Here is a 25258-nt window from a genome sequence, read left to right as displayed (position 1 = left end):
ACTTCAAGCCGCATGTGCGTTGGCTGCGTTCAATCACCCGAATCACTTACCTATGTAAGCTCATCAGGACTCTCTTGCTTGCCGCCTTCTTGCAACTCGAATTATTTTGGGTTGTATTTTACTCCAGTTCAGTCACCACTGAGCCAGAGGTATGAAAACGAAAAGTGGAGAAAAAAGCCCATTATGAAATGGGCCAAAAGTTTCCACGGCAACAACCCTTCATCTTTCAAGTTGTAGGTGTGTTGGCTGCTCTCACTCACCCGAATCACTTACTGGTGTAAGCTCATCGGAATTTATTCGCTTGCCGTCTTCCTACACCTTGAAATCTATTGGGTAAAACAATTAAACGCTGTAGTACAGTTCGAACTCAACTGGGTGCGGAGTCATACGAACGCGGTCCATTTCTTCTTTACGCAGTTCGATGTAAGCATCGATAGCGTCGTCAGTGAACACGCCACCACGGGTCAAGAACTCGCGGTCTTCGTTCAGTGCAGCCATTGCTTCGTCCAGTGAGCCTGCTACTTTTGGAATTTCAGCTTCTTCTTCCGGTGGCAAGTCATACAGGTTTTTGTCCATCGCATCACCAGGGTGAATTTTGTTGATGATGCCATCAAGGCCAGCCATCAGCAGCGCTGCGAAGCACAGGTACGGGTTAGCCGCTGGGTCTGGGAAACGCGCTTCAATACGACGCGCTTTCGGGCTGGCAACCACAGGGATACGGATAGAAGCTGAACGGTTACGGGCAGAGTATGCCAGCATTACCGGTGCTTCGTAGCCTGGGACCAAACGCTTGTAGGAGTTTGTCGTTGGGTTAGCCAAGGCATTAATTGCTTTTGCGTGCTTGATGATACCGCCGATATAGAACAGCGCCATTTCAGACAGGCCCGCGTATTTGTCACCTGCGAACAAGTTAGTGCCGTTCTTGGACAAAGACATATGGCAGTGCATGCCGGAACCGTTATCACCGAACATAGGTTTTGGCATGAAAGTCGCGGTTTTACCAAACGCGTGTGCCACGTTGTGCACAACGTATTTGTAAATCTGAATTTCGTCAGCTTTCTTGGTCATGGTATTGAAGCGAGTAGCCACTTCGTTTTGACCGGCTGTTGCCACTTCATGGTGGTGCGCTTCAACAACCAGGCCCATTTCTTCCATGGTCAAACACATGGTAGAACGCAAATCCTGTGAAGAATCGACCGGAGGGACAGGGAAGTAACCGCCTTTTACTGCTGGACGATGGCCTTTGTTGCCGCCTTCGTATTTGGTGCTGGAGTTCCATGCGCCTTCGATATCATCGATAGCGACGTGGGAACCACGGATGCTGCTACCAAAACGAACGTCATCGAACAGGAAGAATTCTGGCTCAGGCCCAAACAACACGGTATCCGCGATACCCGAAGATTTCAGGAATTCTTCTGCGCGTTTGGAGATAGAACGCGGGTCGCGGTCATAACCTTGCAGGGTGCCTGGCTCGAGAATGTCACAACGGATAATCAGTGTGGAATCTTCGAAGAACGGGTCCATAACAGCGGTGCTGGCGTCTGGCATCAGTACCATGTCGGATTCGTTAATGCCTTTCCAGCCACCAATCGAGGAGCCATCAAACATTTTGCCTTCTTCGAAGAAGTCAGCGTTGACCTGATGAGCTGGAATAGTGATGTGCTGTTCTTTCCCTTTAGTATCGGTGAAGCGCAAATCAACAAATTTCACTTCGTGCTCATTCAGCATCGTCAAAACATGTTCAGCGGACATACTTATATCTCCTGGATTTGTCATAGTCGTCGTCGTGGAACGATTACCGTTAGGGTGTTCAGTTATCTTTTTATGCAGGCTAACGTCCATGCTGATTTTTCATGACCGTTATTCATGCTAAAATACATTGCGAAATCTATGCCAACTTTCCAAACCCCCCGTTTATGCCATATCATAGGGGTCTGCTGATATTCAGTATGCACCAGGATAGTTATATTGCACTATTTTGGTGCTTCATTTGCGCCATTGGGCACCGTATTGGTGCAAAAGTGGGCCGAGAGGCTGTTTTTGCACCGTGAAAGGGATCACAAACACACCGTCGTTAGGTTGTTTATAAGAGAAGTTTGTGATCTTGTTTAGTCCCTCGCCTAATACGTGTACAATAGCGCGCTATTTCTAAATGCCTGAGGCAAAAAAGCTGTGATCGAGAATCTGCGTAACATCGCCATTATTGCGCACGTTGACCATGGGAAAACTACCCTGGTTGATAAGTTGCTACAACAATCTGGTACTTTCGGTGAACGTACTGAAGCAACTGAACGTGTAATGGACTCCAACGATTTGGAGAAAGAGCGTGGGATAACTATCCTCGCAAAAAATACTGCCATTAAATGGAAAGACTACCGCATCAACATCGTGGATACTCCAGGACACGCCGATTTCGGTGGTGAAGTTGAGCGCGTAATGTCTATGGTTGACTCTGTGCTGTTGGTCGTCGACGCAATGGATGGCCCGATGCCGCAGACCCGTTTCGTGACCAAAAAAGCTTTTGCTAATGGTCTGAAACCAATCGTGGTAATCAACAAAGTTGACCGTCCTGGCGCGCGTCCTGACTGGGTTGTGGATCAGGTGTTTGACCTGTTCGTCAACCTGGATGCAACTGACGAACAACTGGACTTCCCTATCATTTATGCATCTGCATTGATGGGTATCGCGGGTGAAGACCACAATGATATGGCGGCAGACATGACTCCGTTGTATCAAGCTATCGTTGACCATGTATCTGCGCCACAAGTTGAGCTTGAAGCGCCGTTCCAGATGCAGATCTCTCAGCTGGATTACAACAACTATGTTGGTGTTATCGGCATCGGTCGTATCAAACGCGGTAAAGTTAAGCCAAACCAGCAAGTCACTATCATTGATAGCGAAGGCAAGACGCGTAACGGTAAAGTCGGTAAAGTTCTGACTCACATGGGTCTGGAGCGTATCGAAGCTACCGAGGCTGAAGCTGGCGACATCGTGGCTATCACCGGTCTGGGTGAGTTGAACATCTCCGACACTATCTGTGACGTTAATGCTGTTGAAGCATTGCCAGCACTGTCTGTTGATGAACCAACCGTTACCATGTATTTCTGCGTTAACACCTCTCCGTTCTGTGGTAAAGAAGGTAAGTACGTGACTTCACGTCAAATTCTTGACCGCCTGAACAAAGAGCTGATTCATAACGTAGCATTGCGTGTTGAAGAAACTGAAGATTCTGATGCGTTCCGCGTATCTGGCCGTGGTGAACTTCACCTGTCGGTTCTGATCGAAAACATGCGTCGCGAAGGTTTCGAACTGGCTGTATCTCGTCCTAAAGTTATCAACCGTGTTATCGACGGCCGCAATCAAGAACCATTTGAAAGCGTAACTTTGGATATCGAAGAACAGCACCAGGGCTCAGTGATGCAAGCCATGGGTGAACGTAAAGGCGATGTGAAGGACATGGTTCCGGACGGCAAAGGTCGTATTCGTCTGGATTATATGATCCCAAGCCGTGGCCTGATTGGCTTCCGTACTGAATTCATGACCATGACTTCAGGTACTGGCCTGCTGTACTCCACATTCAGTCATTATGATGATGTGCGTCCAGGCGAGATCGGCCAACGTCAAAACGGCGTACTGATTTCTAATGGTCAGGGTAAAGCTGTTGCGTTTGCATTGTTCAAACTGCAAGACCGCGGCAAACTGTTCATCGGTCACGGTACAGAAGTGTATGAAGGCCAAATCATCGGTATTCACTCACGTTCTAACGACCTGACTGTAAACTGTTTGACGGGTAAGCAGTTGACCAACATGCGTGCATCGGGTACTGACGAAGCAACCACTCTGGTTCCTTTCCTGAAGAAAACTCTGGAACAGGCTCTGGAATTCATTGATGACGATGAATTGGTTGAAGTTACCCCGCAATCGATCCGTATCCGTAAGCGTCATTTAACGGAAAACGATCGTAAGCGTGCAGGTCGTGGTCCTAAAGAAGGTTAATTCTTCTTAGTTCTACTGATACTTAGGGCGCGAAAAGCGCCCTGAGTTCTCATCTTTCAAGCCGCAGATGTGTTGGCTGCTTTCGTTCACCCGAATCACTTACTCGAGTAAGCTCATCGGGTCTCTCTCTTTTGCCGCCTTCCTGCAACTTGAAATCTGTTTGTTATAATTACCTCCGGTAAAAATATTATTTTTCCTGACTGACCCCTCCTTTTTGCCACTCTCTCTATTCAGTTTTCTTTTTTCCCGTTACAGTAAAACTCACCATCTAATTGGGAGAGCGCCATGCTGTATATCTTTGATCTAGGGAATGTGATTGTTGATATCGACTTCAAACGTGTGTTGGGCGTCTGGAGTAAATTAAGCAGTGTCCCGTTGGCGACACTGAGCGAGCGCTTTACGATGGGAGAGGTCTTCCAGCAGCATGAGCGCGGTGAAATCAGCGATGAGGATTTTGCCCGCCAGCTGAGTGACGAGATGGGGCTATCATTGAGTTTTGAACAGTTTGCTGAGGGTTGGCAGGCGGTATTTGTGGCCTTACGTCCTGAAGTCATCACGATTATGCAAAAGTTGCGGGCAGAAGGGCACCGGGTAGTGGTGCTATCTAATACTAATCGCCTGCATTGCAATTACTGGCCACAGCACTACCCTGAAGTTGCCGCTGCTGCCGATCATCTGTATTTGTCCCAAGACTTGGGGATGCGCAAACCTGAAGCCAGGATTTATCAACATATATTGAGCGCGGAAAATATCCCTGCGGAACAAGCTGTGTTTTTTGATGATGTTGAGGCGAATATTGTTGCAGCCAGAATTGAGGGCATTACCGGTATTCATGTCACTGACCGAAAGGTTATTCCTGCTTATTTTTCCTGATAAGTTCTTACTCGAGTGATTAATGGGTTAGCCTTAAGCTAGCCCATAACCGAGCTTAACTGTGTTGACTGAGAGATAAACATGGCGAATTTTCCGCGTTTTCGCTTATCTGCATCTTTAAAACCCAGTATTACGTTCGGGCGAATGCTTTACACCCGAATTGATAAAGACGGGTTAACAATACTGGCTGGGCATTTGGCCTATGTATCATTGCTTTCTCTGGTGCCGTTGATAACTGTGATTTTTGCCCTGTTTGCGGCTTTTCCGATGTTTGCCGATATCAGCATAAAATTGAAAGCCTTCATATTCGCTAATTTTATGCCTGCCACCGGCGACATCATCCAAAATTATCTTGAGCAATTTGTGGCGAACTCAAATCGCATGACGGTGGTGGGCACTTGCGGCTTGATTGTGACCGCGCTACTGCTGATTTACTCTGTCGACAGTGTGCTCAACACTATCTGGCGCAGTAAAGTTCACCGGTCACTGGTTTTTTCATTTGCTATTTATTGGATGGTACTGACGTTAGGGCCGATTCTCGTCGGGGCCAGCATGGTGATCAGCTCGTATCTGCTGTCATTGCAATGGCTGGCAAATGCCCAGGTAGACAGCATGATCGACGAAACACTGCGGTTATTTCCATTGCTGATTTCTTGGGTTTCGTTTTGGTTATTGTACAGTGTGGTGCCAACGGTACGGGTGCCAGCCCGAGATGCTGTGATTGGCGCGCTGATTGCCGCATTGCTTTTCGAGTTAGGTAAGAAAGGATTCACAATGTACATCACTTTGTTTCCGTCTTATCAGCTGATTTACGGGGTGCTGGCCGTCATCCCTATTTTATTCCTCTGGGTTTACTGGAGCTGGTGCATTGTGTTGCTGGGGGCGGAAATTACCGTCACCTTGGGGGAATATCGTGCTCAGCGAGATAAAACGAATATCGAGGAAAGCCAGAGTCAGGAGATGTAAGGCATTATGATTGCGTTGATTCAACGGGCGCTCAGCGCCAATGTCGTGGTTGATGGGACGGTTGTGGGTGAAATTGGCCCTGGCTTGTTGATATTACTTGGTGTCGAACAAGAGGATACCGAGCAAAAAGCACGGCGCTTATGTGAAAAGGTATTGGGTTACCGGGTTTTCGGTGATGAAGACGACAAAATGAATCTGAATGTTCAGCAAGCTGGGGGCAGTGTGCTGGTGGTTTCACAATTTACGTTAGTGGCTGATACGCAAAAAGGTATGAGACCGAGCTTTTCACGAGGTGCAGTTCCTGCAGAAGCTGACCGGCTTTATCAGTATTTTGTTGCTCAGTGCCGCGAGCGTGGTGTAAAAACTGAAACGGGAATATTTGCAGCGGATATGAAAGTTAGCTTGGTCAACGATGGCCCAGTGACTTTCTGGTTGCAAGTATAGAGACAGGATTTCACCCAAGATTGAGGAATCTAATATAGATTTTATTGATAATTTTAAAGAGAGAATGCTCCTATGTATCACTTGCGTGTGCCCACAACAGAACAAGAACTTAAAGATTATTATCAATTCCGTTGGGAAATGTTACGCAAGCCGCTACATCAACCGATAGGCTCTGAAAAAGATGCTTATGACGCGATGGCCCATCATCAAATGGTGGTGGATGAGCAAGGGAAGCCTGTTGCTATTGGCCGTTTATATATAAATGCTGATAATGAGGCCGCTATTCGCTTTCTGGCTGTGGACCCTTCAGTTCGTGCTAAGGGGTTAGGGACGTTAGTCGCGATGACGTTGGAGTCTGTGGCGCGCCAAGAAGGGGTAAAGCGGGTAGTGTGTAGTGCTCGTGAAGATGCGGTCGATTTCTTTGCCAAGTTAGGTTTTGTCAGCCAAGGGGAAATAACGGCCCCGCAGACCACACCCGTTCGTCACTTTTTAATGATTAAACCGGTGGCAACCATGGATGATATCCTGCATCGCCCAGATTGGTGCGGCCAGTTGCAGCAGGCTTGGTACGACCATATCCCACTCAGCGAAAAAATGGGTGTGCGCATCAGCCAATATACTGGCCAGCGGTTTGTGACCACGATGCCAGAGGCGGGCAATCAGAACCCTCATCATACTTTATTTGCCGGCAGCCTTTTTTCGTTAGCGACGTTAACGGGCTGGGGGTTGATTTGGTTATTACTGCGAGAACGTCATTTGGGCGGCACAATTATTCTTGCTGATGCTCATATTCGCTACAGTTCTCCCGTCACTGGACGACCACGAGCGGTTGCAGAGCTGAGTTCACTCAGTGGGGATCTGGATAGATTGGCGCGTGGCCGCCGTGCCAGAGTGCAGCTAGATGTGAACTTATTTGGCGATGAAGATGCTGGTGCCGTATTCTCAGGAACTTACATGGTTCTACCCGTCGAAGCAGGGAGTGATGGGGTTAACTAATTATTATCTTACCCGTTCATTGATAACTGATGAGCGGGTTGCGCGATAAATGATGGCAGTGAAGTGTGATTTAATGTTCTAACCTTTCATAATACTATCAAATATATTCTATTTTTTAGTTCTACACTGTTTGTTTTGATTAATACAGTGGTGATAATTTTTATTCCTATCGCTAGAAAATTTCATATTTATTTCTTAACCATTTCTCAATATCACCTAGCAGTAAATAGAGTAAGTAATACACTAGACGATGCGTGGTAATCGTTATTTAATTACTCATCACCCGACATTTTATTTTATTTTTTAATTTTCACCCTATCTTAGGTTGTTATTAATAAGCTAATTTTATTGTCGGATTATTAAGTTTATTGATGTTTTTAATTTTTATTAAAGAGGGAATTAAGATGAATAAGGACTGGCATAGACAAGAGATATTAGCCGCTATACGCAAAAAGAAAGGCTCTCTCTCAGCATTATCACGAGAGAGCGGGCTTTCCCCCGGAACACTGGCTAACGCACTGACACGCCCATGGCCAAAGGGTGAGATGATTATTGCAAACGCTATTGGTATTACTCCGCAAGAAATATGGCCTAGTCGATTTATCGATTATCGCGGATGTAGCATTACTCGAAGAATAAGAAAAATCTAGGAGGGTAAGACGATGGATAAATCGTTATTAGATTCAGTTAAAATGTTAATCCCATTTTGGGAGCGAAGCTCAGAACCTTGGGCAGTAAAAGATAGTCAATCACGATATATTTATGGAAATAATAGGTTGCGTAAGTTATTAACCTTACCTGGTGGGTTTACTCTGGAAGGACGAACGGATGGAGATATTCCTGCACCAATATCAGAGTTTGAGGTTGAATTTCAAAAACATGATCGTCAGGTGGAATTGTCACAGGATCGTATAACAGCGGTTGAAATACATGCGTGGGATGGGCTTTCATATTTCACTCCTTATTTCGTTGATAAATATCCATTAATAGATAGTAATGGCGTGTCTCAAGGGGTTATTTGTCATGGTAGGCCGGTAGAAGATATAATATTAACCCATTTAAATAAAATAAAAGTACCCACGTCACTGTTATTTACACCACCATCAGAGTTGTTCACCAAAAGAGAATGGGAAGTGTTGTTTTATGTTTTGCATGCTTTTTCAAGTAAAGAGATTGCTAAAAAACTCCATTTATCACCTAGGTCAGTCTGCAATATAATCCAAAGCATCTATAGCAAAGCTGGAGTTACCAGTAAAAATCAGGTCATAGATTATTGTTATGAAAATAAGATCAATAATTATGTCCCGCAAAGCTTCTTTGAATACTCAGGTTCTTTCCCATTAACATAAGGAAAGTTAAAATATAACTGGAGGTTATAATGGATGAAAACTTAAAGAATTCACTGGATGTACTAATAAGATTTTGGGAACACAGTTCAGAACCATGGGAGGTAAAAGATAATCAATCAAGATATATTTATGCAAATCCTAAATTCAATGAATTTTTAGATTTGCCTAAAAAATATAATGTGGAAGGGCGGTTTGATGGTGAACTTCCTACTCCAGTCTCAGAGTTTGAAGTCGAATTTCAGAGGCAAGATAGGCAGGTGGAGTTAATACAGGATCGTGTTACATCGGTTGAAATACATCTACTTAATGGACTTTCTTATTTCACAGCTTATTTTTGTGATAAATATCCTTTAATCGATGAAAACGGCATTTCACAAGGGGTTATTTGCCATGCCAGGCCGGTGCAGGATGTCATATTAACGCATTTAAATAAGATAAAAGTACCCACATCTCTTGTATTCACTCCGCCATCAGAATTATTTACCAAAAAGGAATGGGAGGTTTTATTTTATATTTTACACTCATTCTCCAGTAAAGATATTGCGAAAAAGCTCCATTTATCATCCAGAACTGTCAGTAATATTACTCAGAAAATATATGATAAGGCTGGTGTTTCCAGTCGGCGGCAGATAGTGGATTATTGCTATGAAAATAAGATCAATAATTATGTCCCGCAAAGCTTCTTTGAATATTCAGGTTCTTTCCCGCTTATGCAGGGATAAGCTGCTGCGCCGATTACATGAGGTATTTAACGTAATCGGCGGTTGTTACTCAATGGCAATCTGGTAAGGCAGTATTAACCGCCCTTATTGCCCTGCTATGCCATGCACCTCGCCGTGCTGCATTGTCTGATTAACTTGCTGCCCGTGGCTATCAGTGGCTTGCAGAGAGCCATTAAGGGTTGGTTTCAATGGCTTATCTGCTGCCAAGTTACCTTTTATCTGCAATTTCAAATTACCCAGCCCTTGCAGCGGTAGTCCTTGTCGCGATAATGTTGGCCAGCCCCAATTTTGTAAAATGTTAAGGTCGACAGAGCGGCCAGTCAGCGCGAGTGAGAAGGTTCTGGCGGGTGTTTGGTCAATCGTGGCGCTGGCTTCCAGCAATCCCTCTGTGGTGAAAGCACTTAAATCACTCACTGTAATTTGTTGTTCATTAGCGCTTAGAGCTAATGATGGGCGGCGGACATCGTTTTTATTAAAAGTCGCATTCCCGGCATTCAACATTAATGAGCCAGACCACACTCCCCACTGATGATTTTTGGCGAGCAGTAAATTACCCCCCGCTGCATCCAGTGATGTAATTTGGAATGGGAAGTCTGGGCTAATATCAATCAACAAGTTACGGTTAGCACTTAACTTGCTGATATACACCTCAGACAACCAGTTTGGCAGTGTTTGCTGCCATTGCTGCTTCCAGTCAGTGGGGAGGGTATAAACCAGAGCCACCAGTGTCAGCTCATCGAGTTGTAGGCGGTGGGTATCCCGCGCCCAGCTCCCCTGAGTTCTTAATAGACCATCTTGCCAACGAGTGGAGAACTGATTAATGGCTACTCCTGCTGGCGATAGTGCTAATGTCGCGATAGGGTCAATCAGATGAATATTACCTTTAATAATGTCACCGGCATTAAGGGATAATTCCCCATCATCACTTTGCCAGTCACCTTGCTTAAACGTGATATTTTTAAGAGTGAGATCTAAATCATTAAACGCCCAGTTTTTTCCTTCAACCCGCGCATCAATTAAATCAAGGCGCTTTAGCGTAATAGGCGGAAGTTGTAAAAAGGTCTTCCAGATATCTTCTAATGCTGCCGAGGTTTGCAGGCGAATATTACTCAAGCGCAAGCGATCGACTAGCCAACTTCCGTCAGCGGATTGGCTGGCATTACCCGTCAGTTCCCCTTGCGCGATATCAGCCCCGAAATTATTCAAAGTAAGAGTGTTTTTCTGTATTGAACCTTGCAGATACAGTTTTTCAGCAGTAATGCCATTGATGGTCAAAGAACCCGCGCTGAACTGAAATTGGGCATTTTCGCCCAAACTATTACCGGGTAGTGGCTGCCAAGGGATCAGCCCGCCATTGACTTGTTGCCCAACCACTTTCCACTGACCAGCCGCATTTTGCGGCTCAATAGTGGTATTCAGCGCCATATTGGTCAGCCGCAAAGTATCAGCCTGCAAAGGTAGCGGTGATGTGCTGTTATTGAGGGTTAAACTACCATTTTGCAAATTAAGGCTGAGAAAATGGCGAGGCTCGGTCAGTTGTTGCCAGCCCAGACCAAATACGGCCTGCTGAGCAATAAGAAATGGAGGTTGCTTGGCCCGCCCTAGCGTGACATCAGTAAAGCTGATTTGCCCAGGTTGTGACCATGAGTGGTCTATTTTCCCCAGAGAGAGGCGATATTCACTGTTATCACTGACCCAACGGCTTAACCAACCAGCAGCCCAGCTAGTTTGAAGCAGTACATAGCACAGCACTATAGACAGTACTAATAGCAGTAATAACGTTAGCAGCACTTTCCCGAGAAATTTCATCCGGTATTTCCACGCCAGTCTGTATACGGAACTCTGTTTATGCCGCAAATTGTTCATTAGCTCAATAGACAATCAGTTATCGGGGCATAAAAAAATGGCCGGTGTCTTTTCCGACCGGCCATTTCAGTGACGTATTAGCGTAAAGATTATTTTTCTTCTGGGAAGAGTAAGTTAAGTACGATGGCAGTAATACCGCCAGCGGCAATTCCGGAAGAAAGCAGAGTTTTGATCCAGTCAGGTGCAAATTGCAGAATCAGTGGTTGCTGTGCCACACCCATACCGACCGCCAATGACAACGCCATAATCATAATCGCACGGCGGTTAAGGGTTTCGCGAGAGACGATCCGCACACCGGAAGCGGCAATCGTGCCGAACATGACGAGAGTTGCGCCGCCCAGCACGGGTTCTGGAATATGCTGCACAAACCCAGCCACCGCAGGGAATAGGCCCAGAACAATCAGCATCAGTGCAACCACAAAACCGACATAGCGGCTGGCAACCCCGGTCAACTGGATAACTCCATTGTTTTGGCCAAAGCAGGAGTTCGGGAAAGTGTTAAACACGGCGGAAAGCATGGAGTTCAAACCATTTGCTAATACACCGCCCTTGAGGCGCTTCATGTACAGCGGGCCGCGAACCGGTTGCTCTGATACATCTGAGGTTGCGGTGATATCCCCGATGGTCTCAAGTGAGGTCACCATGAAGATAAGCATCAGCGGTACCAGCAGGTTCCAGTCAAAAGACAAACCATAGTACAGCGGCGTTGGGATGGTAATCAGGGCGGTGTCTACCACTGGGCGGCTTTCAGGCAACATACCTAGCGCCCACGCCAACAGATAACCCACTGCCATGGCGATAACCAAAGAGGCCACTCGTAGATACGGATTGCGCTGGCGGTTCAGTAAAATAATGACTAACAGCACGGAGCCGGCTAATAAGAGATTTTTAGGTGAGCCAAAAGTATGGTCGCTCATCGCACCATAACCGCCACCAATAGATGTCAGCCCAACTTGAATCAATGACAGGCCGATAATCATCACCACAATACCGGATACCAGAGGGGTGATAATGCGGCGCGCCAGATGCAAGAAACGGGAAAGTATAATTTCGGTACAGGACGCAACCATCAAGGTACCGAACAAGGCCGCCATCATGGTCGGGATATCAGCCCCACCATTTTTCAGCGCCAAACCGCCCATAATCAGCGGAGAAACAAAGTTAAAACTGGTGCCCTGAATGGATAACAGGCCAGAGCCCACCGGCCCCCAAGTTTTAATTTGCAGCAGCGACGCCAGGCCGGAGGCAAACAGTGACATGCTGATAATGCGCTGGGTATCTTCCGCTGGCAGCCCTAGCGCCTGACAAATTAGCAGGCCGGGGGTTATCACCGCGACAAACATAGCCAATAAATGTTGGCATGCGGCAAACAAAGTTTGGGTGAGTGGCGGGCGGTCTTCTAAACGATAAATGAGTTCGCTGGGGCGAGTTGTTGTTTGCTGCGGTGCATCAAGTTCGGCGGATTGCGTAGACATGGAGTGGCATTCCCGGATCGGCAAAGAGGGCATTTTAATGATCTGCCTCACAAAAGCAATCGGTTGCGCTGTGTTTTCTTAAATATTCTTGTTTGCCGCTAGTTCATGTTTTTCTTTTACTAAACTTGTAATCGAGAGGATTTTTTTTTCTAATCCTCTTCTTACTGCTTTGGCGTTTATTAAGGAACTGTCTAACGTCATATTTTTATTCGATATTTTAATCGCATGGAGTACCAAGATGTTTCATCTCGATACCTACGGCACGCTAGTCGCGGCCTGTCTGGTTTTATTGTTAGGCCGAAAACTCGTACAAACAGTCCCTTTTCTAAAAAAGTACACTATTCCAGAACCTGTTGCCGGTGGCCTGCTGGTGGCTTTCATGATGCTGCTGATGCAAAAGACCCTCGGTTGGGAAATCAGTTTTGATATGTCGCTGAAAGACCCCTTGATGCTGGCATTCTTTGCAACAATTGGCCTGAATGCTAACTTGGCGAGTTTACGCGCCGGTGGCAAGGCCTTGAGTGTGTTTGTCTTTGTGGTCGTTGGTTTGCTACTGATGCAGAACGCAATTGGCATCGCTCTCGCGAAGCTGATGGGTTTAGATCCGCTCATGGGCTTATTGGCTGGCTCAATTACATTATCCGGTGGGCACGGTACCGGCGCAGCATGGAGCAAAGTGTTTGTTGAACGCTATGGCTTTGAAAATGCAACTGAAGTGGCCATGGCTTGTGCAACATTTGGCCTTGTTTTGGGCGGGTTGATTGGTGGCCCAGTGGCTCGCTATCTGGTCAAACACTCTTCCACACCAGATGGCACCCCAGAGGACAGCGAAGTACCCTCCGCTTTTGAAAAGCCTTCGGCGGGCCGCATGATAACTTCATTGGTCTTGGTCGAAACCATCGCCATGATTGCGATTTGCCTGATGGCTGGCCAAGTGATTTCTAGTGCGTTACAGGGCACGATGTTTGAATTACCGACCTTCGTCTGCGTGTTATTCATCGGAGTTATTCTCAGTAACACACTCGCGGTAATCGGCTTCTATAAAGTCTTTGATCGCGCGGTTTCGGTGTTGGGGAATGTCAGTTTGTCACTGTTCCTGGCAATGGCCTTGATGAGCCTGAAACTGTGGGAACTGGCTTCACTGGCATTGCCGATGTTGGTTATCTTGTCGGTACAAGCATTGGCGATGGCGCTGTACGCTATCTTTGTTACTTATCGGTTGATGGGTAAAAACTATGATGCGGCCGTGTTAGCGGCGGGCCATTGTGGTTTTGGTTTAGGTGCGACACCGACGGCCATTGCGAATATGCAGGCCATTACTGACCGTTTCGGTCCATCACATTTAGCTTTCTTGGTGGTGCCGATGGTCGGTGCGTTCTTTATTGATATCGTCAATGTGATCGTGATTAAGCTTTATCTGTTGCTGCCAATCTTCCCGGCGGTAGTGGGATAATTCTGTTGTAAGAATAGTCTTAAGGGGCGGACAAAACCGCCCCTTAATCATCAAGCATTGGTATAACGCGTTCGCTCTGGTAGCCAGCGTTCTATTAATGCCTGTGCATGTTCGGGATATTGTTGATGTAGGTGACGAGCCACTCTTTGCACTTCTGGAATCATGGCCTGATCGCGCAGTAAATCAGCCACTTTAAACTCGGCACTGCCGGTTTGGCGCGTCCCTAATAATTCGCCGGGGCCGCGAATCTCTAAATCCCGCTGGGCGATAACAAAACCGTCATTACTGTCGCGCAGCACTTGCAAACGCATCTGAGCCGTTTTACTCAGCGGTGTTTTATACAGCAGAACACAGTGTGAAGCGACGGCCCCACGGCCCACGCGGCCACGTAACTGGTGCAATTGCGCTAACCCTAACCGCTCCGGATTATCGATAATCATCAAACTGGCATTCGGTACATCAACCCCAACTTCAATCACGGTGGTAGCAACCAGTAATTGTAATTCACCTTGTTTGAAAGCCAGCATAACTGCTTGTTTTTCTGGCCCTTTCATCCGGCCATGTACCAAACCGACTTTAATCTCCGGCAAGGCAATTTTCAGCTCCTCGCAGGTAACTTCAGCGGCTTGGGCTTCCAGCAGCTCAGATTCTTCAATCAAGGTGCAGACCCAATAAGCTTGTCGGCCCTCTTCCAAACAGGCATTTTTAACCCGTTGAATCACATCACTGCGGCGAGTATCTGGAATCGCCACTGTCGTGACTGGGGTTCTGCCAGGGGGCAGTTCGTCAATGACCGAGGTATCGAGATCAGCATAGGCCGTCATAGCCAGCGTTCGGGGAATGGGGGTTGCTGTCATAATCAACTGGTGTGGATGGAAGCCTTGCTCCTCACCCTTTTCCCATAACGCGAGCCGCTGGTGAACACCAAAACGATGCTGCTCATCAATAATAACTAGTGCTAATCCAGAAAACTGCACTTGCTCCTGAAACATGGCGTGAGTACCCACGACCATGGCGACCTGACCACTGGCGACAGCTTCTTGTTGTGCCAGCCGTGCTTTGCCTTTTTGTTTCCCAGCCAGCCAGCCTACTTGTAAACCTAACGGTTCCAGCCATTGGCGGAAAGTATTGGCATGCTGTTCAGCCAATAACTCAGTGGGAGCCATCAACGCGACCTGCTTACCATGGGCAATAGCACGCAGTGCGGCCAGTGCGGCAACCAGTGTTTTTCCCGAGCCAACGTCCCCTTGAATCAGCCGCATCATCGGGAAATTATGTGTCATATCTTGCTCGATTTCCGCCACAACCCGCTGTTGGGCTTGGGTTGGCGTGAAAGGCAGTGCCGCAAGAAAACGTTGTTTAAGTTGTTCTTCGGGCAATAAGGATAGCGCCCGATAACTTTGTGCTCCCGCCCTGACCGCCAGCATGCTGAGGTTATGGGCCAGCAGTTCTTCCATTATCAGCCGCCGCTGAGCAGGATGCTTGCCTTGTTCTAACTCGGCTAGTTGAATGTCTGCTGGTGGACGATGCAAAGTATGAATCGCTTCTGGCAGGCTGATCAGCGAGCGGCTTAATTCAATCGGCAACAATTCAGCAATGACGCTGGAATCCAGCATCGCCAGAGCTTGATCAATAAGTTTACGCAAAGTTGCCTGACGAATACCTTCCGTTGTGGGGTAAACGGGGGTCAATGATTCTTGTAATTCAACACCGATATTTTCGCCATGCACCCGATATTCTGGGTGAATGATTTCAGGGCCAGTATTTCCCCGTTTAGCCTCACCATAGGCAATTACATGCTTACCCGGCGATAAGCTGTTTTTCATTGCGGCATTAAAATTGAAAAAGCGCAGGGTGAGCACACCGCTACCGTCGCTGATTTGGCAGGTCATCATGCGGCGGCGGCCAAAACTGATATCAGAGCGGAGAACTTCACCTTCAACAGTGACGGAAAGGCCGGGCAACAGATCGCCAATTCGGTATAGTCGTGTGCGATCTTCGTAACGTAGCGGAAGGTGAAGCAGCAGGTCTTGAATGGTTTCCAGACCCATCTTAGCCAGTTTTCCGGCCTGACTCGCGCCAACACCGGAAAGTGTACTGAGGGGTACGGCATCCAGTAGGCGGCCTTTCATTTAAGACTCCGTGGATTGCATGGCTGACCACCATTGCACATCAGCGATAACCTGGCCTTGCTCATCAATATGAGGCCGGGGAAGCCCTTTGCGTTTAGCCACTTGCGCCAGCACCGGGTAGCCACCTTCAAATAATAGCCGCTGTTGCTCATCTTCTGACAAAACACTTTGTGTTCGGTGATACATGCCGGCATTTTGCCGCTGCCGCTGGGCTTCATATAAAATGAGTGCTGAAGCGACTGATACATTCAGGGATTGCACCATTCCGATCATCGGAATAATGATGTCTTTATCAGCCATTGCCAAAGCTTCTTTAGATATCCCCGTTTTTTCCTGCCCCATTAAAATACAGGTTGGACGAGTATAATCAATTTCACGAAAATCAACTGCTTTATCAGATAGATGCGTCGCAAGTATTTGCATACCTTGCGATTTTAAATGAGTTATAGCATCGGTAATATCAGAGTGTGTTTTTACCTGAACCCAGCTGTTGCTACCGGCAGCCGAAGAGAGCCGCGTGTACATTTCAGGGGTAGGCCAAATCGCGTGAATCTGATGAATGCCGACGGCATCAGCAGTGCGAATAATCGCGGAGACATTATGAGGTTTATGTACTTGCTCCAGACAAACCGTCAAATCCGGCTGCCTGGTAGCAAGCATTTCACAAATCCGCGCATAGCGTTGAGGATTCATAGGCGTTAATTACGGTTACGGCTGACTTTGACCACATCTGGCATGATACGAATCTTACGCATAATGTTAGCCAGATGGACTCGGTCACGAGTAGTCAGGCGAATAAAGGCGCTGTATACCCGGCCATCTTTCTCTTCAGTATTCAGGCTTTGAATATTTGATTCGGCCGCATTAATTGCCGCAGTCAGATTTGCCAAGGCACCTTGCTGGTTGAACATATCGACTTTAATTTCAGCAATAAATTCTTGTTCAGTCTCTTGGTCCCATTCAACCGCCATAAACTTCTCTGGCTCTTTTTGGTAGCCACGGATATTACGGCAGGACTCATGATGGATAACCAAACCTTTGCCGGGGCTGATATGGGCGATAATTGGGTCACCCGGAATTGGGCGGCAGCACTTGGCAAAGGTAATCAGGACGCCATCGGCACCTTTAATTGCCAGGTTACGGGTACCAGAAGTTGCCAGCGTGGACGGGTCACCCAAGAGGTTTTTCGCCACCACCACACTCATTGCATTACCCAGCCCAATCTCCGCCAGCAAATCATCCAGCGTTGCTAACTTCATACGATCCAATTCATGTTTGATATTTTCTTCAGAAATATCAGACAGTTTTCGGCCATTTCCTAAAGCATGATTCAGTAATCGGCGACCAAGGCTTACCGATTCATCACGTTTAAGGTTTTTCAGCAATTGACGAATTTTGGCGCGAGCTTTCGAGCTGACAACAAAATTCAGCCAAGCGGCATTTGGTCGCGCACCCGGAGCGGTAATTATCTCAACAGTTTGGCCACTGCTGAGTGACTGAGAAAGTGGATAGGGCTGACGATCAACGCGCGCGCCAACACAAGCATGGCCAATATCAGTATGCACGGCATAAGCAAAATCGACAGGTGTTGCACCGGCAGGCAATTCAACAATGCGCCCTTCCGGGGTGAAAACGTAAATCTCATCAGGGAACAAATCAGATTTTACGCTTTCAATAAATTCAAATGAGCTGCCCGCGCTTTGCTGTAATTCCAGCAAGCTTTGCATCCAGCGCTGAGCGCGGATCTGTGCGGTGGTGCCGGACTCACCTTGCTCTTTATAAGCCCAGTGTGCTGCAACCCCCATTTCGGCCATCTGATCCATATCTTCAGTACGGATTTGTACCTCTACCGGAACTCCATGAGGGCCGATTAATGAGGTATGCAACGATTGATAGCCGTTAGCCTTAGGAATAGCAATATAGTCTTTTACTCGGCCAGGGCGGGGTTTATACAGGCTATGAGCTTGCCCCAGCACGCGATAGCAAGTATCGACTTCTTTAACGATAACCCGAAAAGCATAGATATCCATGATGGAGTGAAAACGCTGCTCCTTCAGGTTCATCTTGCAATAGATTGAGTAGAGATGCTTTTCTCGACCACTGACGCGGCAAGGTATCCCAGCTTCCGTCAGACGCCCTTCAATTTCCGCCAAGATTTTTTGGATCATTTCTTTGCGGTTACCACGTGCGGCTTTCACCACTTCTTTAATCACGCGGTAGCGATTGGGATAAAGCGCTTCAAAACCCAGCTCTTCCAGCTCGGTTTTTAAATGGTGAATACCCAACCGGTGAGCCAGTGGGCTATATATTTCAAGGGTTTCGCGGGCAATACGGCGACGTTTATCCGGGCGCAAAGAGCCCAGCGTTCGCATGTTATGGGTGCGGTCAGCCAGTTTGATCAAAATGACGCGGATATCCTGCACCATCGCCATGATCATTTTGCGGAAGTTCTCCGCCTGGGCTTCTTTCTTATCGCGGAAGTTCAGTTTATCGAGTTTAGAAACGCCCTCGACCAGCTCGGCTACGCTTTTCCCAAACAACTGCTCCATATCTTGATAGGTAGCAGGGGTATCTTCAATGACGTCATGTAACAGCGCCGCCATTAAGGTTTCGTAATCGAGCCGCATCTCCGCAAGAATACAGGCCACAGCAACCGGGTGAGTTATATAGGGCTCACCACTGGAGCGTGTCTGACCCTCGTGAGCATCACGTGCGACAAGGTATGCCTGTTTGAGGCGCTTAATCTGCTCCTCTGGCAGGTAACGTAGAATCAGCAGATTCAGGCTTTCAAACAGGTACAAAGTAGACTCGCTGTCTAATTAACGACGACCTTCAGCAATCGCGGTTACCGCTTGGATCTCTGCGGCTTCCTGCTCTTGCTGTTCTTGGCGTTCACGTACATCGAGAATCTGATTTGTAATCAGGCCTTCTTCGATTTCGCGCAGCGCAATCACAGTAACTTTATCGTTTTCTTCTGGAACCAGTGCGTCTTTACCGCCGGACTGGATTTGACGTGCCCGACGAGCAGCGACCAACACCAGGTCAAAACGGTTACCAATTTTCTCTACAGCGTCTTGAACAGTTACGCGTGCCATAATTCTGCTACTCCACAGGTGACGAAATGACTGGGCATGATACTGAAACTCTGTTCAGTCTGCCAATAATTTGGTGATTAAAGCGTCATGCCGCTGTTTCTGGCGGCCTAAACGCAGTCGTTCAGCGCGAATAATGGTTTTCAGATCAGACAATGCCAGATTGAAATCATCATTCACGATTAAATAATCATATTCTGCGTAGTGGGTCATCTCCGCGACAGCTTGCGCCATTCGCTTTGCAATAACCTCCTCGCTATCCTGCCCACGGCCACGCAAGCGGCGATCCAATTCTTCTTTGGATGGAGGCAAAATAAAAATACTGCGCGCGGTCGGCATTTTTGCGCGAATTTGCTGCGCGCCTTGCCAGTCGATATCTAAAAACACGTCGACACCGGTTGCGAGAATCTGCTCAATCGCCAGACGTGAGGTGCCATAGTAATTTTCAAAAACTTTGGCATGCTCAAGAAAAGCATCGTCATCAATCATTTGGCAAAATTCTTCCTTAGAAACAAAGAAGTAATGTTCGCCGTGATTTTCCCCTGGACGTATATCACGTGTGGTATGAGAAACAGAAACCTGCGTGTCGTACAAAGGTTGTGTTTTTAACAAAGCCTGAATCAGACTTGATTTCCCTGCCCCACTAGGTGCAGAAACTATGTATAGCGTGCCTTGAACCATGATGACGTTTCAGTTGATTAGGTTGATATGTAGAAAGCAGAAGTGTGAATCTCCGCACAGTATACACGGCTGTAACGCGTCATGCAGCGTTACAACACATTTCACCTCAATGTTTCGCCCATAAACAGCACGTTTTTATGATTTTGCGGGGAGCATTGCGTAATTTCAGCTTGTTGCAGCAAGTGCAAAAGTATTATTCGGTCACTTACGCATTTAAGTTTTTTCCCCTTCGACGGACGAGCCATTTCAGGTTTTACTGCCCGCCAGCAAAGGGAGGTACTGATGAATGCGCAAAAAATTGAAAATACTAAGCCTACTGATTCTTGGTTTTATAAATTGGGGGGCCAGAGCGGAGTCTGTGTGCCCTGAATGGTCAGAAGAAAGAATGTCAGGCGAAATTAATCTTTTGGAGAAGCAGCTCTTTCAGTGGGATTTGGCATATCACCAGCAAGGTATTAGCCTGCTTTCTGATAATATTTATGATCAATTGCAGGACAAACTGCATGGGTGGCGATTATGTCATGGGCTACCGGATACGAAGAATAGCACGTTGATTGCGGGTAACGGGAAGAGTCCTCATCCTGTTGCTCACACCGGCTTAAAAAAGCTTAAAGATGAAACTGCACTTATTGACTGGATGGCGGGGCGGAAGAATCTCTGGGTGCAGCCCAAAATAGATGGCGTTGCGGTCACACTGGTTTATAAGTCAGGAAACCTGACTCAAATTTTGAGTCGAGGAAATGGCTTGAAAGGTCAGGACTGGACGGATAAAGCACCGCTTATTTCTGCTATTCCTCAATATATTACCGCAGCGCCCCCTTCGTTAACTCTACAGGGGGAATTATTCTTACAAATGGAGGGGCATCAACAAGTGCAGTCGGGAGGTGTCAATGCCCGAGCTTCTGTTGCAGGTGCTCTGATGCGCAAGTCTGCAACTCCATTCCTGACCAAATTGGGTATTTTTATTTGGGCATGGCCGGATGGGCCAAAAAGTATGAAGGAAAAAACTGCATTATTAAAAAAAATGGGCTTTCCTTTAACTGCTTATTACAGCGAACCCGTCTTTTCCAGTAGCGATGTTGCTCACTGGCGAAAGCTCTGGTTTCAAATGCCGCTACCTTTTGTGACTGATGGCGTGGTTATCCGTCAAGAAGATGAGCCAGCAGGGCGTCATTGGCATGCAACACCAGGAAACTGGTCTGTAGCATGGAAATATCCACCTCCCCAGGAAATAACTGAAATCAAAGATATCCATTTTACCGTTGGTCGCACTGGTAAAGTTACCGCTATTTTACAGGTAGCTCCGGTAAAAATTGATGACAAATGGATTCGTCGAGTAAATATTGGATCTATTGCCCGCTGGAAACAGTGGGATATTGTACCGGGTGACCAAGTCACTATCACATTGGCTGGGCAGGGTATTCCACGATTGGATAATGTTATCTGGCGAGTAAGCCAGCGGCACGAAATTACCCCGCCTGCTGCAAATAAGTTCCATCAGTTAAGTTGTTTTCACCTTTTACCTCTTGAGTGCAAACCCCAGTTTCTATCTCGCTTAGCATGGCTTAGTGGTGCTAACGGGTTAGATATGCAGGGTGTGGGAAGTGGGCTCTGGCGAGAACTTGTCCACCATGGGCTTATTAATAGCTTGGTTGATTGGTTGTCACTGTCTGTAGAGCAGATTGCGGCCGTTCCTGGTATTGGGCAAGGTCGAGCAGAGAAGATTTATCTGCAATTTCAACGCGCCAGACAACAGCCTTTTCCTCAATGGTTACAGGCTTTGGGATTCCCGCAGGCGATACCTATTGATTCTCAGTGGCACTCTTTACAGCAACGGAGTATTGCCGAATGGCGCTTAATATCGGGTATTGGAGCGGTGCGGGCGAAACACATTAATCATTTTTTACATCACCCAGAAATCCAAGTGATGGCTGATTTCTTATCGCAACAGGGAATTACAGGGTTTCGGCCCGAAGAGTAATCTCCGGGATGGGGTTAATGTTCTGAATGTTCATATTTGAATACGGGCAGGCCAAGGCGGAATCTCAGAGCCAGCAACCGTGCGCTTAGCCCAGTGACCAATGTAATAATAATAACCCAGTTATGGGATAGCGGCGTGTATTGCTGTAGCGCTATGTAGATCCATGCAGCAGCAAACGAGATACCGGCATAAATTTCTTTCTGAAACACCAATGGAATGCAGTTACAGAACATATCGCGCAGGACACCGCCAAATACGCCGGTAATCACAGCGGCTATGGCAGCAATAATTGTGCTGTGGCCCATATCGAGGGCGATTTGTGCGCCAATAATAGAAAAAACAATTAGTCCGATGGCATCAAGCACTAAAAACAAATGGCGCAAATGCTTCATTAACGGAGCCATCCAGGTTGTGACGATCGCAGCAACGGCGACAATAACAATGTATTCAGGGTGCTTAACCCACCCAAGCGGATAGTGGCCCAGCAATATATCTCTGACTGAGCCGCCACCGATAGCAGTTGCAGATGCAATGATAATGACGCCAAACATATCCATCTGACGGCGGCCTGCGGCCAGTGCACCGGTCATGGCTTCAGCGGTGATACCGATAATATAAAGAACACTGAGTAGCATATTGAATGTAATTTCTTAAGGGCAGTAAAGGGGGGCAGCTTAGTCACTAAGCAAAAACGTCGCGACTGAGATTTTCTAAACCGTGCGTTTCAAATTATTTAATCTAATTGAAATATTAATTATCTTATTGATATTTTTATATAAAAAAATAACTATTGGTTTGTTATTCATTAGTTGTTTTAGGGTGAAAATCAATTATTAAGATAGTGTGGGAGAGCTTAAAGGTCATGTGATGATTATTCTACTTGATTGCAGAGTAACTCATCGAGTGGTGGTTTTTATCTCTATTTTATCTTTTGTTTCAGTGGGGTTTTTCATGGGTAAGTGTGTTAATTAGCGCCAATATCGGGCTGTATTCTTGGCTGGTATGGTAGCTATCGGAGCATTGCTGGATGGTTGATTGATAGAACAGGTCAAGCCAATACAGCAACGGTGAAAGTAACGTCTCCCGGCTGTATTAAAGGTGAACCGATGACACAAACGACCCTCTTTTTCGGTTTGAGCCGCCCTCATGACCTAGCTATTTCCACCACTGAATGACAGTCTTTTGTTGATAATGATGTCACCAGCCGCTTCAAGGATTGCCTGACAGTTATTGATGCTAAAGGGCAATGGTTGGGAAATGATGGGATGTGGCTAAAGAAAATAGTAAGGCGTTAGTGCTTATCCATAAAAGATGACAAAGAGAATACAATAGAAGCGCTGCGCTCCCAGTATAAACAGCAGTTTGCGCAAGAGTCTGTTATGCGTGTTGATACTATTGTATATGTTGATTTCTAAAGGTAAATATTGAGTTTGAGCTTTATGGTCTTTTACCTCCCGATTGGAAGTAAAAGGCCTGTAATATCATTAACTTTATATGGATAAACCGTATTTTTGTTACAAGACTAGTCTGGGAATAGCAGCAGAAAGTAAGCTAACCAAAGTTGAACCATATACTAGTTTTAATCCGAATCGTGAAACTACATTACCTTGCTGCTCATTTAGCCCTTTAATGGCACCAGTAACAATTTCAATAGAGGCTAATTTAGCAAAAGAGACTAAAAATACAGAAAGAATACCCAAATCTCTCGGCAACATTTCGGCGGAAACTTTTTTCAGCTCAATCATGCAACGAACTCATTTGCCACCAGTTTAGTCGCCATAATACTCCCTGCATACAAAGCATCTTGAGCGGGGATGCCAATTAGTAGAGCTAGCGGATAAAATAGATATCCCAGTATGCCTTGGAAACTGATGTTGAATAAGGTGCTAAATAAAGCATTAATGGCTGAAGTTATAGCAAAAAACCTATTAACATTGCGGCTATAGTCATCGCAATTTTAAAGCCAGCCAAAATATATTCTCCAAGCATTTCAAAAAAACTTGATCTTCATGAAGCTTATTTAGCTTTAATTCAGGTTCTTCCGTGACCGGATAAGAGTTAATAATTGAAAGTATAATAAAAGCACTAAACATATTTAGTTTGAGCGCTGTTACTACAAATTTTTGATCGAGCATGGTCATATAAACACTGAAAATCGACATGGAGACAGTCGACATTGCAGTGGCCGCCATGGTGTACATTCTGCGCGACGAGCTATCGGCAGATTATTTTCATCATTTATCCATTGGGTGACTCACTATTTATCTGCCCGCTTAAATTGCCACCATTAAGGCAAATGTAGCACTTCCTCAAGAAGGCCGAGGCGATAGCACCATCTGTGTTTAACTCACCCATAGGATAGAATATGAACATGATTAATCTCCCTAGTTGCCGCGCTTTTACTGAGGCCGGCCATTTATCTCAAATATCGGCTTATTACGAAGAAGGTCGCAATACCATGTGGATGTTGCTGCGTGCTCATCCCCGCCCCTGTTTTAATCTGGAGTTAATTGAAAATATTATGACATTGGTACAGGCCGCTAAAGAATCAAAATTACCTATCGATTTTTGGGTAACTGGTTCGATGGTGCCTAATATGTTTAATGTAGGAGGGGATTTAAACTTTTTTGCCCAAATGATCAGAAATCGTAAGCGGGAAGCGCTAATGGCTTATGCTCGTGCTTGCGTAGATTGTGTTCATGCGGCTTCTCGTGGGTTTGATACTGGTGCTATCTCTATTGCAATGATTGAAGGGAGTGCACTGGGTGGGGGATTTGAAGCGGCATTAGCTCATCACTTTGTATTAGCACAAACGACCGCCAGAATGGGATTTCCGGAAATTGCATTTAATTTATTTCCGGGTATGGGGGGATATTCACTAGTTGCCAGAAAAGCGGGTATGAAAGTGGCAGAACAACTGATTTGGACAGGTGAACCCCATGCTGCGGAATGGTATGAGAGCCGTGGATTAATAGATAAGTTATTTCAGCCGGGGGATGCTTATCTTGCGACACGCACATTTATAGACACTATCAAGCCTAAATTAAATGCCATACGAGCTATGATTCGAGTGCGGCAGCGTGTTCTACAATTAACGCGTTCTGAATTAATGGATATTACAGAAGACTGGGTTGATTCTGCATTGTCTATTGAACCGAAAGATATCGCCTATATTGAACGGCTGGTTATGTTGCAAGACAGACATGCTTCAGGAATACCAAAAGCTATATAG

General features: G+C 46.4%; 20 protein-coding genes and 2 pseudogenes. 12 read left to right on the top strand and 10 right to left on the bottom strand.

Going from position 1 to position 25258, the window contains the following annotated elements; all coding sequences use genetic code 11:
- Positions 1-342 precede the first annotated feature (342 nt).
- Complete coding sequence (gene glnA, locus OP863_RS19590) at positions 343-1752, bottom strand: glutamate--ammonia ligase (protein WP_004392048.1); 1410 nt, start codon at positions 1750-1752, stop codon at positions 343-345.
- A gap of 420 nt (positions 1753-2172) precedes the next feature.
- Here glnA and typA point away from each other — a divergent pair, with 420 nt between their 5' ends.
- The 8 genes from typA (at position 2173) to OP863_RS19550 (ending at position 9346) form a co-directional block, all read left to right on the top strand.
- Positions 2173-3996 (top strand): ribosome-dependent GTPase TypA, encoded by a 1824-nt coding sequence (gene typA, locus OP863_RS19585; protein ID WP_004392049.1) that lies wholly within the window; start codon positions 2173-2175, stop codon positions 3994-3996.
- A gap of 285 nt (positions 3997-4281) precedes the next feature.
- Positions 4282-4869 (top strand): glucose-1-phosphatase, encoded by a 588-nt coding sequence (yihX, locus tag OP863_RS19580; RefSeq protein WP_265525732.1) that lies wholly within the window; start codon positions 4282-4284, stop codon positions 4867-4869.
- Between the two features lie 81 nt (positions 4870-4950).
- A complete protein-coding gene (locus tag OP863_RS19575; RefSeq protein WP_265525731.1) occupies positions 4951-5835 on the top strand; it encodes a virulence factor BrkB family protein in 885 nt (294 codons plus the stop codon).
- Between the two features lie 6 nt (positions 5836-5841).
- Positions 5842-6279, top strand: a complete 438-nt coding sequence (gene dtd / locus OP863_RS19570; RefSeq protein ID WP_038637827.1) for a D-aminoacyl-tRNA deacylase — start codon at positions 5842-5844, stop codon at positions 6277-6279.
- 72 nt (positions 6280-6351) lie between these two features.
- Positions 6352-7275, top strand: a complete 924-nt coding sequence (fabY, locus tag OP863_RS19565) for a fatty acid biosynthesis protein FabY (RefSeq protein WP_038637829.1) — start codon at positions 6352-6354, stop codon at positions 7273-7275.
- Between the two features lie 404 nt (positions 7276-7679).
- Positions 7680-7925: a helix-turn-helix domain-containing protein gene (locus OP863_RS19560; RefSeq protein ID WP_145589652.1), complete on the top strand. Its 246-nt coding sequence runs from the start codon at positions 7680-7682 to the stop codon at positions 7923-7925.
- 12 nt (positions 7926-7937) lie between these two features.
- On the top strand, positions 7938-8624 hold the full coding sequence (locus OP863_RS19555; RefSeq protein ID WP_145589651.1) for a helix-turn-helix transcriptional regulator: 687 nt from the start codon (positions 7938-7940) through the stop codon (positions 8622-8624).
- Positions 8625-8653: 29 nt separating this feature from the next.
- On the top strand, positions 8654-9346 hold the full coding sequence (locus tag OP863_RS19550) for a helix-turn-helix transcriptional regulator (protein WP_265525730.1): 693 nt from the start codon (positions 8654-8656) through the stop codon (positions 9344-9346).
- A gap of 84 nt (positions 9347-9430) precedes the next feature.
- On the opposite strand, the gene OP863_RS19545 is transcribed toward OP863_RS19550, so the two are convergent.
- Together OP863_RS19545 and OP863_RS19540 are read right to left on the bottom strand one after the other, a co-directional pair.
- Positions 9431-11155 carry an AsmA family protein gene (locus OP863_RS19545; protein WP_145589649.1) on the bottom strand — a complete coding sequence of 575 codons (1725 nt, stop codon included), beginning with the start codon at positions 11153-11155 and terminating at the stop codon, positions 9431-9433.
- Positions 11156-11301: 146 nt separating this feature from the next.
- Positions 11302-12687 (bottom strand): uracil-xanthine permease family protein, encoded by a 1386-nt coding sequence (locus OP863_RS19540; protein WP_038637845.1) that lies wholly within the window; start codon positions 12685-12687, stop codon positions 11302-11304.
- Between the two features lie 238 nt (positions 12688-12925).
- On the opposite strand from OP863_RS19540, the gene gltS reads away from it, so the two are divergent.
- On the top strand, positions 12926-14140 hold the full coding sequence (gene gltS / locus OP863_RS19535) for a sodium/glutamate symporter (RefSeq protein ID WP_265525729.1): 1215 nt from the start codon (positions 12926-12928) through the stop codon (positions 14138-14140).
- A gap of 50 nt (positions 14141-14190) precedes the next feature.
- Here gltS and recG read toward each other — a convergent pair whose 3' ends face one another.
- Genes recG through gmk form a run of 5 tightly spaced genes read right to left on the bottom strand, consistent with a single transcriptional unit; the run spans position 14191 to position 20045 of the window.
- Positions 14191-16272: an ATP-dependent DNA helicase RecG gene (gene recG / locus OP863_RS19530; RefSeq protein WP_265525728.1), complete on the bottom strand. Its 2082-nt coding sequence runs from the start codon at positions 16270-16272 to the stop codon at positions 14191-14193.
- Positions 16273-16965 (bottom strand): tRNA (guanosine(18)-2'-O)-methyltransferase TrmH, encoded by a 693-nt coding sequence (gene trmH, locus OP863_RS19525; protein ID WP_145589646.1) that lies wholly within the window; start codon positions 16963-16965, stop codon positions 16273-16275. It lies immediately after the preceding gene.
- 5 nt (positions 16966-16970) lie between these two features.
- On the bottom strand, positions 16971-19073 hold the full coding sequence (gene spoT, locus OP863_RS19520) for a bifunctional GTP diphosphokinase/guanosine-3',5'-bis pyrophosphate 3'-pyrophosphohydrolase (protein WP_038637855.1): 2103 nt from the start codon (positions 19071-19073) through the stop codon (positions 16971-16973).
- 18 nt (positions 19074-19091) lie between these two features.
- Positions 19092-19367, bottom strand: coding sequence for a DNA-directed RNA polymerase subunit omega (rpoZ, locus tag OP863_RS19515; RefSeq protein ID WP_004392061.1), 276 nt, complete (start codon positions 19365-19367; stop codon positions 19092-19094).
- 54 nt (positions 19368-19421) lie between these two features.
- Positions 19422-20045: a guanylate kinase gene (gmk, locus tag OP863_RS19510; protein WP_038637858.1), complete on the bottom strand. Its 624-nt coding sequence runs from the start codon at positions 20043-20045 to the stop codon at positions 19422-19424.
- Positions 20046-20331: 286 nt separating this feature from the next.
- Between gmk and ligB the strand changes: the two genes are divergently transcribed.
- Positions 20332-22026, top strand: a complete 1695-nt coding sequence (gene ligB, locus OP863_RS19505; RefSeq protein WP_265525727.1) for an NAD-dependent DNA ligase LigB — start codon at positions 20332-20334, stop codon at positions 22024-22026.
- 14 nt (positions 22027-22040) lie between these two features.
- On the opposite strand, the gene OP863_RS19500 is transcribed toward ligB, so the two are convergent.
- Positions 22041-22661, bottom strand: coding sequence for a trimeric intracellular cation channel family protein (locus OP863_RS19500; RefSeq protein WP_038637865.1), 621 nt, complete (start codon positions 22659-22661; stop codon positions 22041-22043).
- 585 nt (positions 22662-23246) lie between these two features.
- Between OP863_RS19500 and OP863_RS19495 the strand changes: the two are divergent.
- A pseudogene (locus tag OP863_RS19495) lies at positions 23247-23441 on the top strand (DUF3574 domain-containing protein).
- Positions 23442-23540: 99 nt separating this feature from the next.
- On the opposite strand, the pseudogene OP863_RS19490 reads toward OP863_RS19495, so the two are convergent.
- Positions 23541-24239 (bottom strand): annotated as a pseudogene (locus tag OP863_RS19490) (nucleoside transporter C-terminal domain-containing protein); the annotation flags it as partial.
- A gap of 152 nt (positions 24240-24391) precedes the next feature.
- On the opposite strand from OP863_RS19490, the gene OP863_RS19485 reads away from it, so the two are divergent.
- Positions 24392-25258, top strand: coding sequence for a crotonase/enoyl-CoA hydratase family protein (locus OP863_RS19485; protein WP_038637867.1), 867 nt, complete (start codon positions 24392-24394; stop codon positions 25256-25258).

The organism is Yersinia sp. SCPM-O-B-9106 (C-191) (assembly GCF_026183365.1).
Classification (GTDB): Bacteria; Pseudomonadota; Gammaproteobacteria; order Enterobacterales; family Enterobacteriaceae; genus Yersinia; species Yersinia rochesterensis.
The sequence above is the reverse complement of the archived record's forward strand: the minus strand, read 5'-3'. Positions and strand labels throughout refer to the sequence as shown.

Bases quoted from the DNA above. Each gene is read 5' to 3' on its own strand.
- dtd (WP_038637827.1), top strand. From the start codon at position 5,842: ATGATTGCGTTGATTCAACGGGCGCTCAGCGCCAATGTCGTGGTTGAT.
- fabY (WP_038637829.1), top strand. From the start codon at position 6,352: ATGTATCACTTGCGTGTGCCCACAACAGAACAAGAACTTAAAGATTAT.
- OP863_RS19555 (WP_145589651.1), top strand. From the start codon at position 7,938: ATGGATAAATCGTTATTAGATTCAGTTAAAATGTTAATCCCATTTTGG.
- trmH (WP_145589646.1), bottom strand. From the start codon at position 16,965: ATGAATCCTCAACGCTATGCGCGGATTTGTGAAATGCTTGCTACCAGG.
- OP863_RS19500 (WP_038637865.1), bottom strand. From the start codon at position 22,661: ATGCTACTCAGTGTTCTTTATATTATCGGTATCACCGCTGAAGCCATG.
- ligB (WP_265525727.1), top strand. From the start codon at position 20,332: ATGCGCAAAAAATTGAAAATACTAAGCCTACTGATTCTTGGTTTTATA.
- OP863_RS19550 (WP_265525730.1), top strand. From the start codon at position 8,654: ATGGATGAAAACTTAAAGAATTCACTGGATGTACTAATAAGATTTTGG.
- recG (WP_265525728.1), bottom strand. From the start codon at position 16,272: ATGAAAGGCCGCCTACTGGATGCCGTACCCCTCAGTACACTTTCCGGT.
- OP863_RS19560 (WP_145589652.1), top strand. From the start codon at position 7,680: ATGAATAAGGACTGGCATAGACAAGAGATATTAGCCGCTATACGCAAA.
- yihX (WP_265525732.1), top strand. From the start codon at position 4,282: ATGCTGTATATCTTTGATCTAGGGAATGTGATTGTTGATATCGACTTC.
- gltS (WP_265525729.1), top strand. From the start codon at position 12,926: ATGTTTCATCTCGATACCTACGGCACGCTAGTCGCGGCCTGTCTGGTT.
- OP863_RS19575 (WP_265525731.1), top strand. From the start codon at position 4,951: ATGGCGAATTTTCCGCGTTTTCGCTTATCTGCATCTTTAAAACCCAGT.
- OP863_RS19545 (WP_145589649.1), bottom strand. From the start codon at position 11,155: ATGAAATTTCTCGGGAAAGTGCTGCTAACGTTATTACTGCTATTAGTA.
- glnA (WP_004392048.1), bottom strand. From the start codon at position 1,752: ATGTCCGCTGAACATGTTTTGACGATGCTGAATGAGCACGAAGTGAAA.
- OP863_RS19540 (WP_038637845.1), bottom strand. From the start codon at position 12,687: ATGTCTACGCAATCCGCCGAACTTGATGCACCGCAGCAAACAACAACT.
- rpoZ (WP_004392061.1), bottom strand. From the start codon at position 19,367: ATGGCACGCGTAACTGTTCAAGACGCTGTAGAGAAAATTGGTAACCGT.
- OP863_RS19485 (WP_038637867.1), top strand. From the start codon at position 24,392: ATGAACATGATTAATCTCCCTAGTTGCCGCGCTTTTACTGAGGCCGGC.
- gmk (WP_038637858.1), bottom strand. From the start codon at position 20,045: ATGGTTCAAGGCACGCTATACATAGTTTCTGCACCTAGTGGGGCAGGG.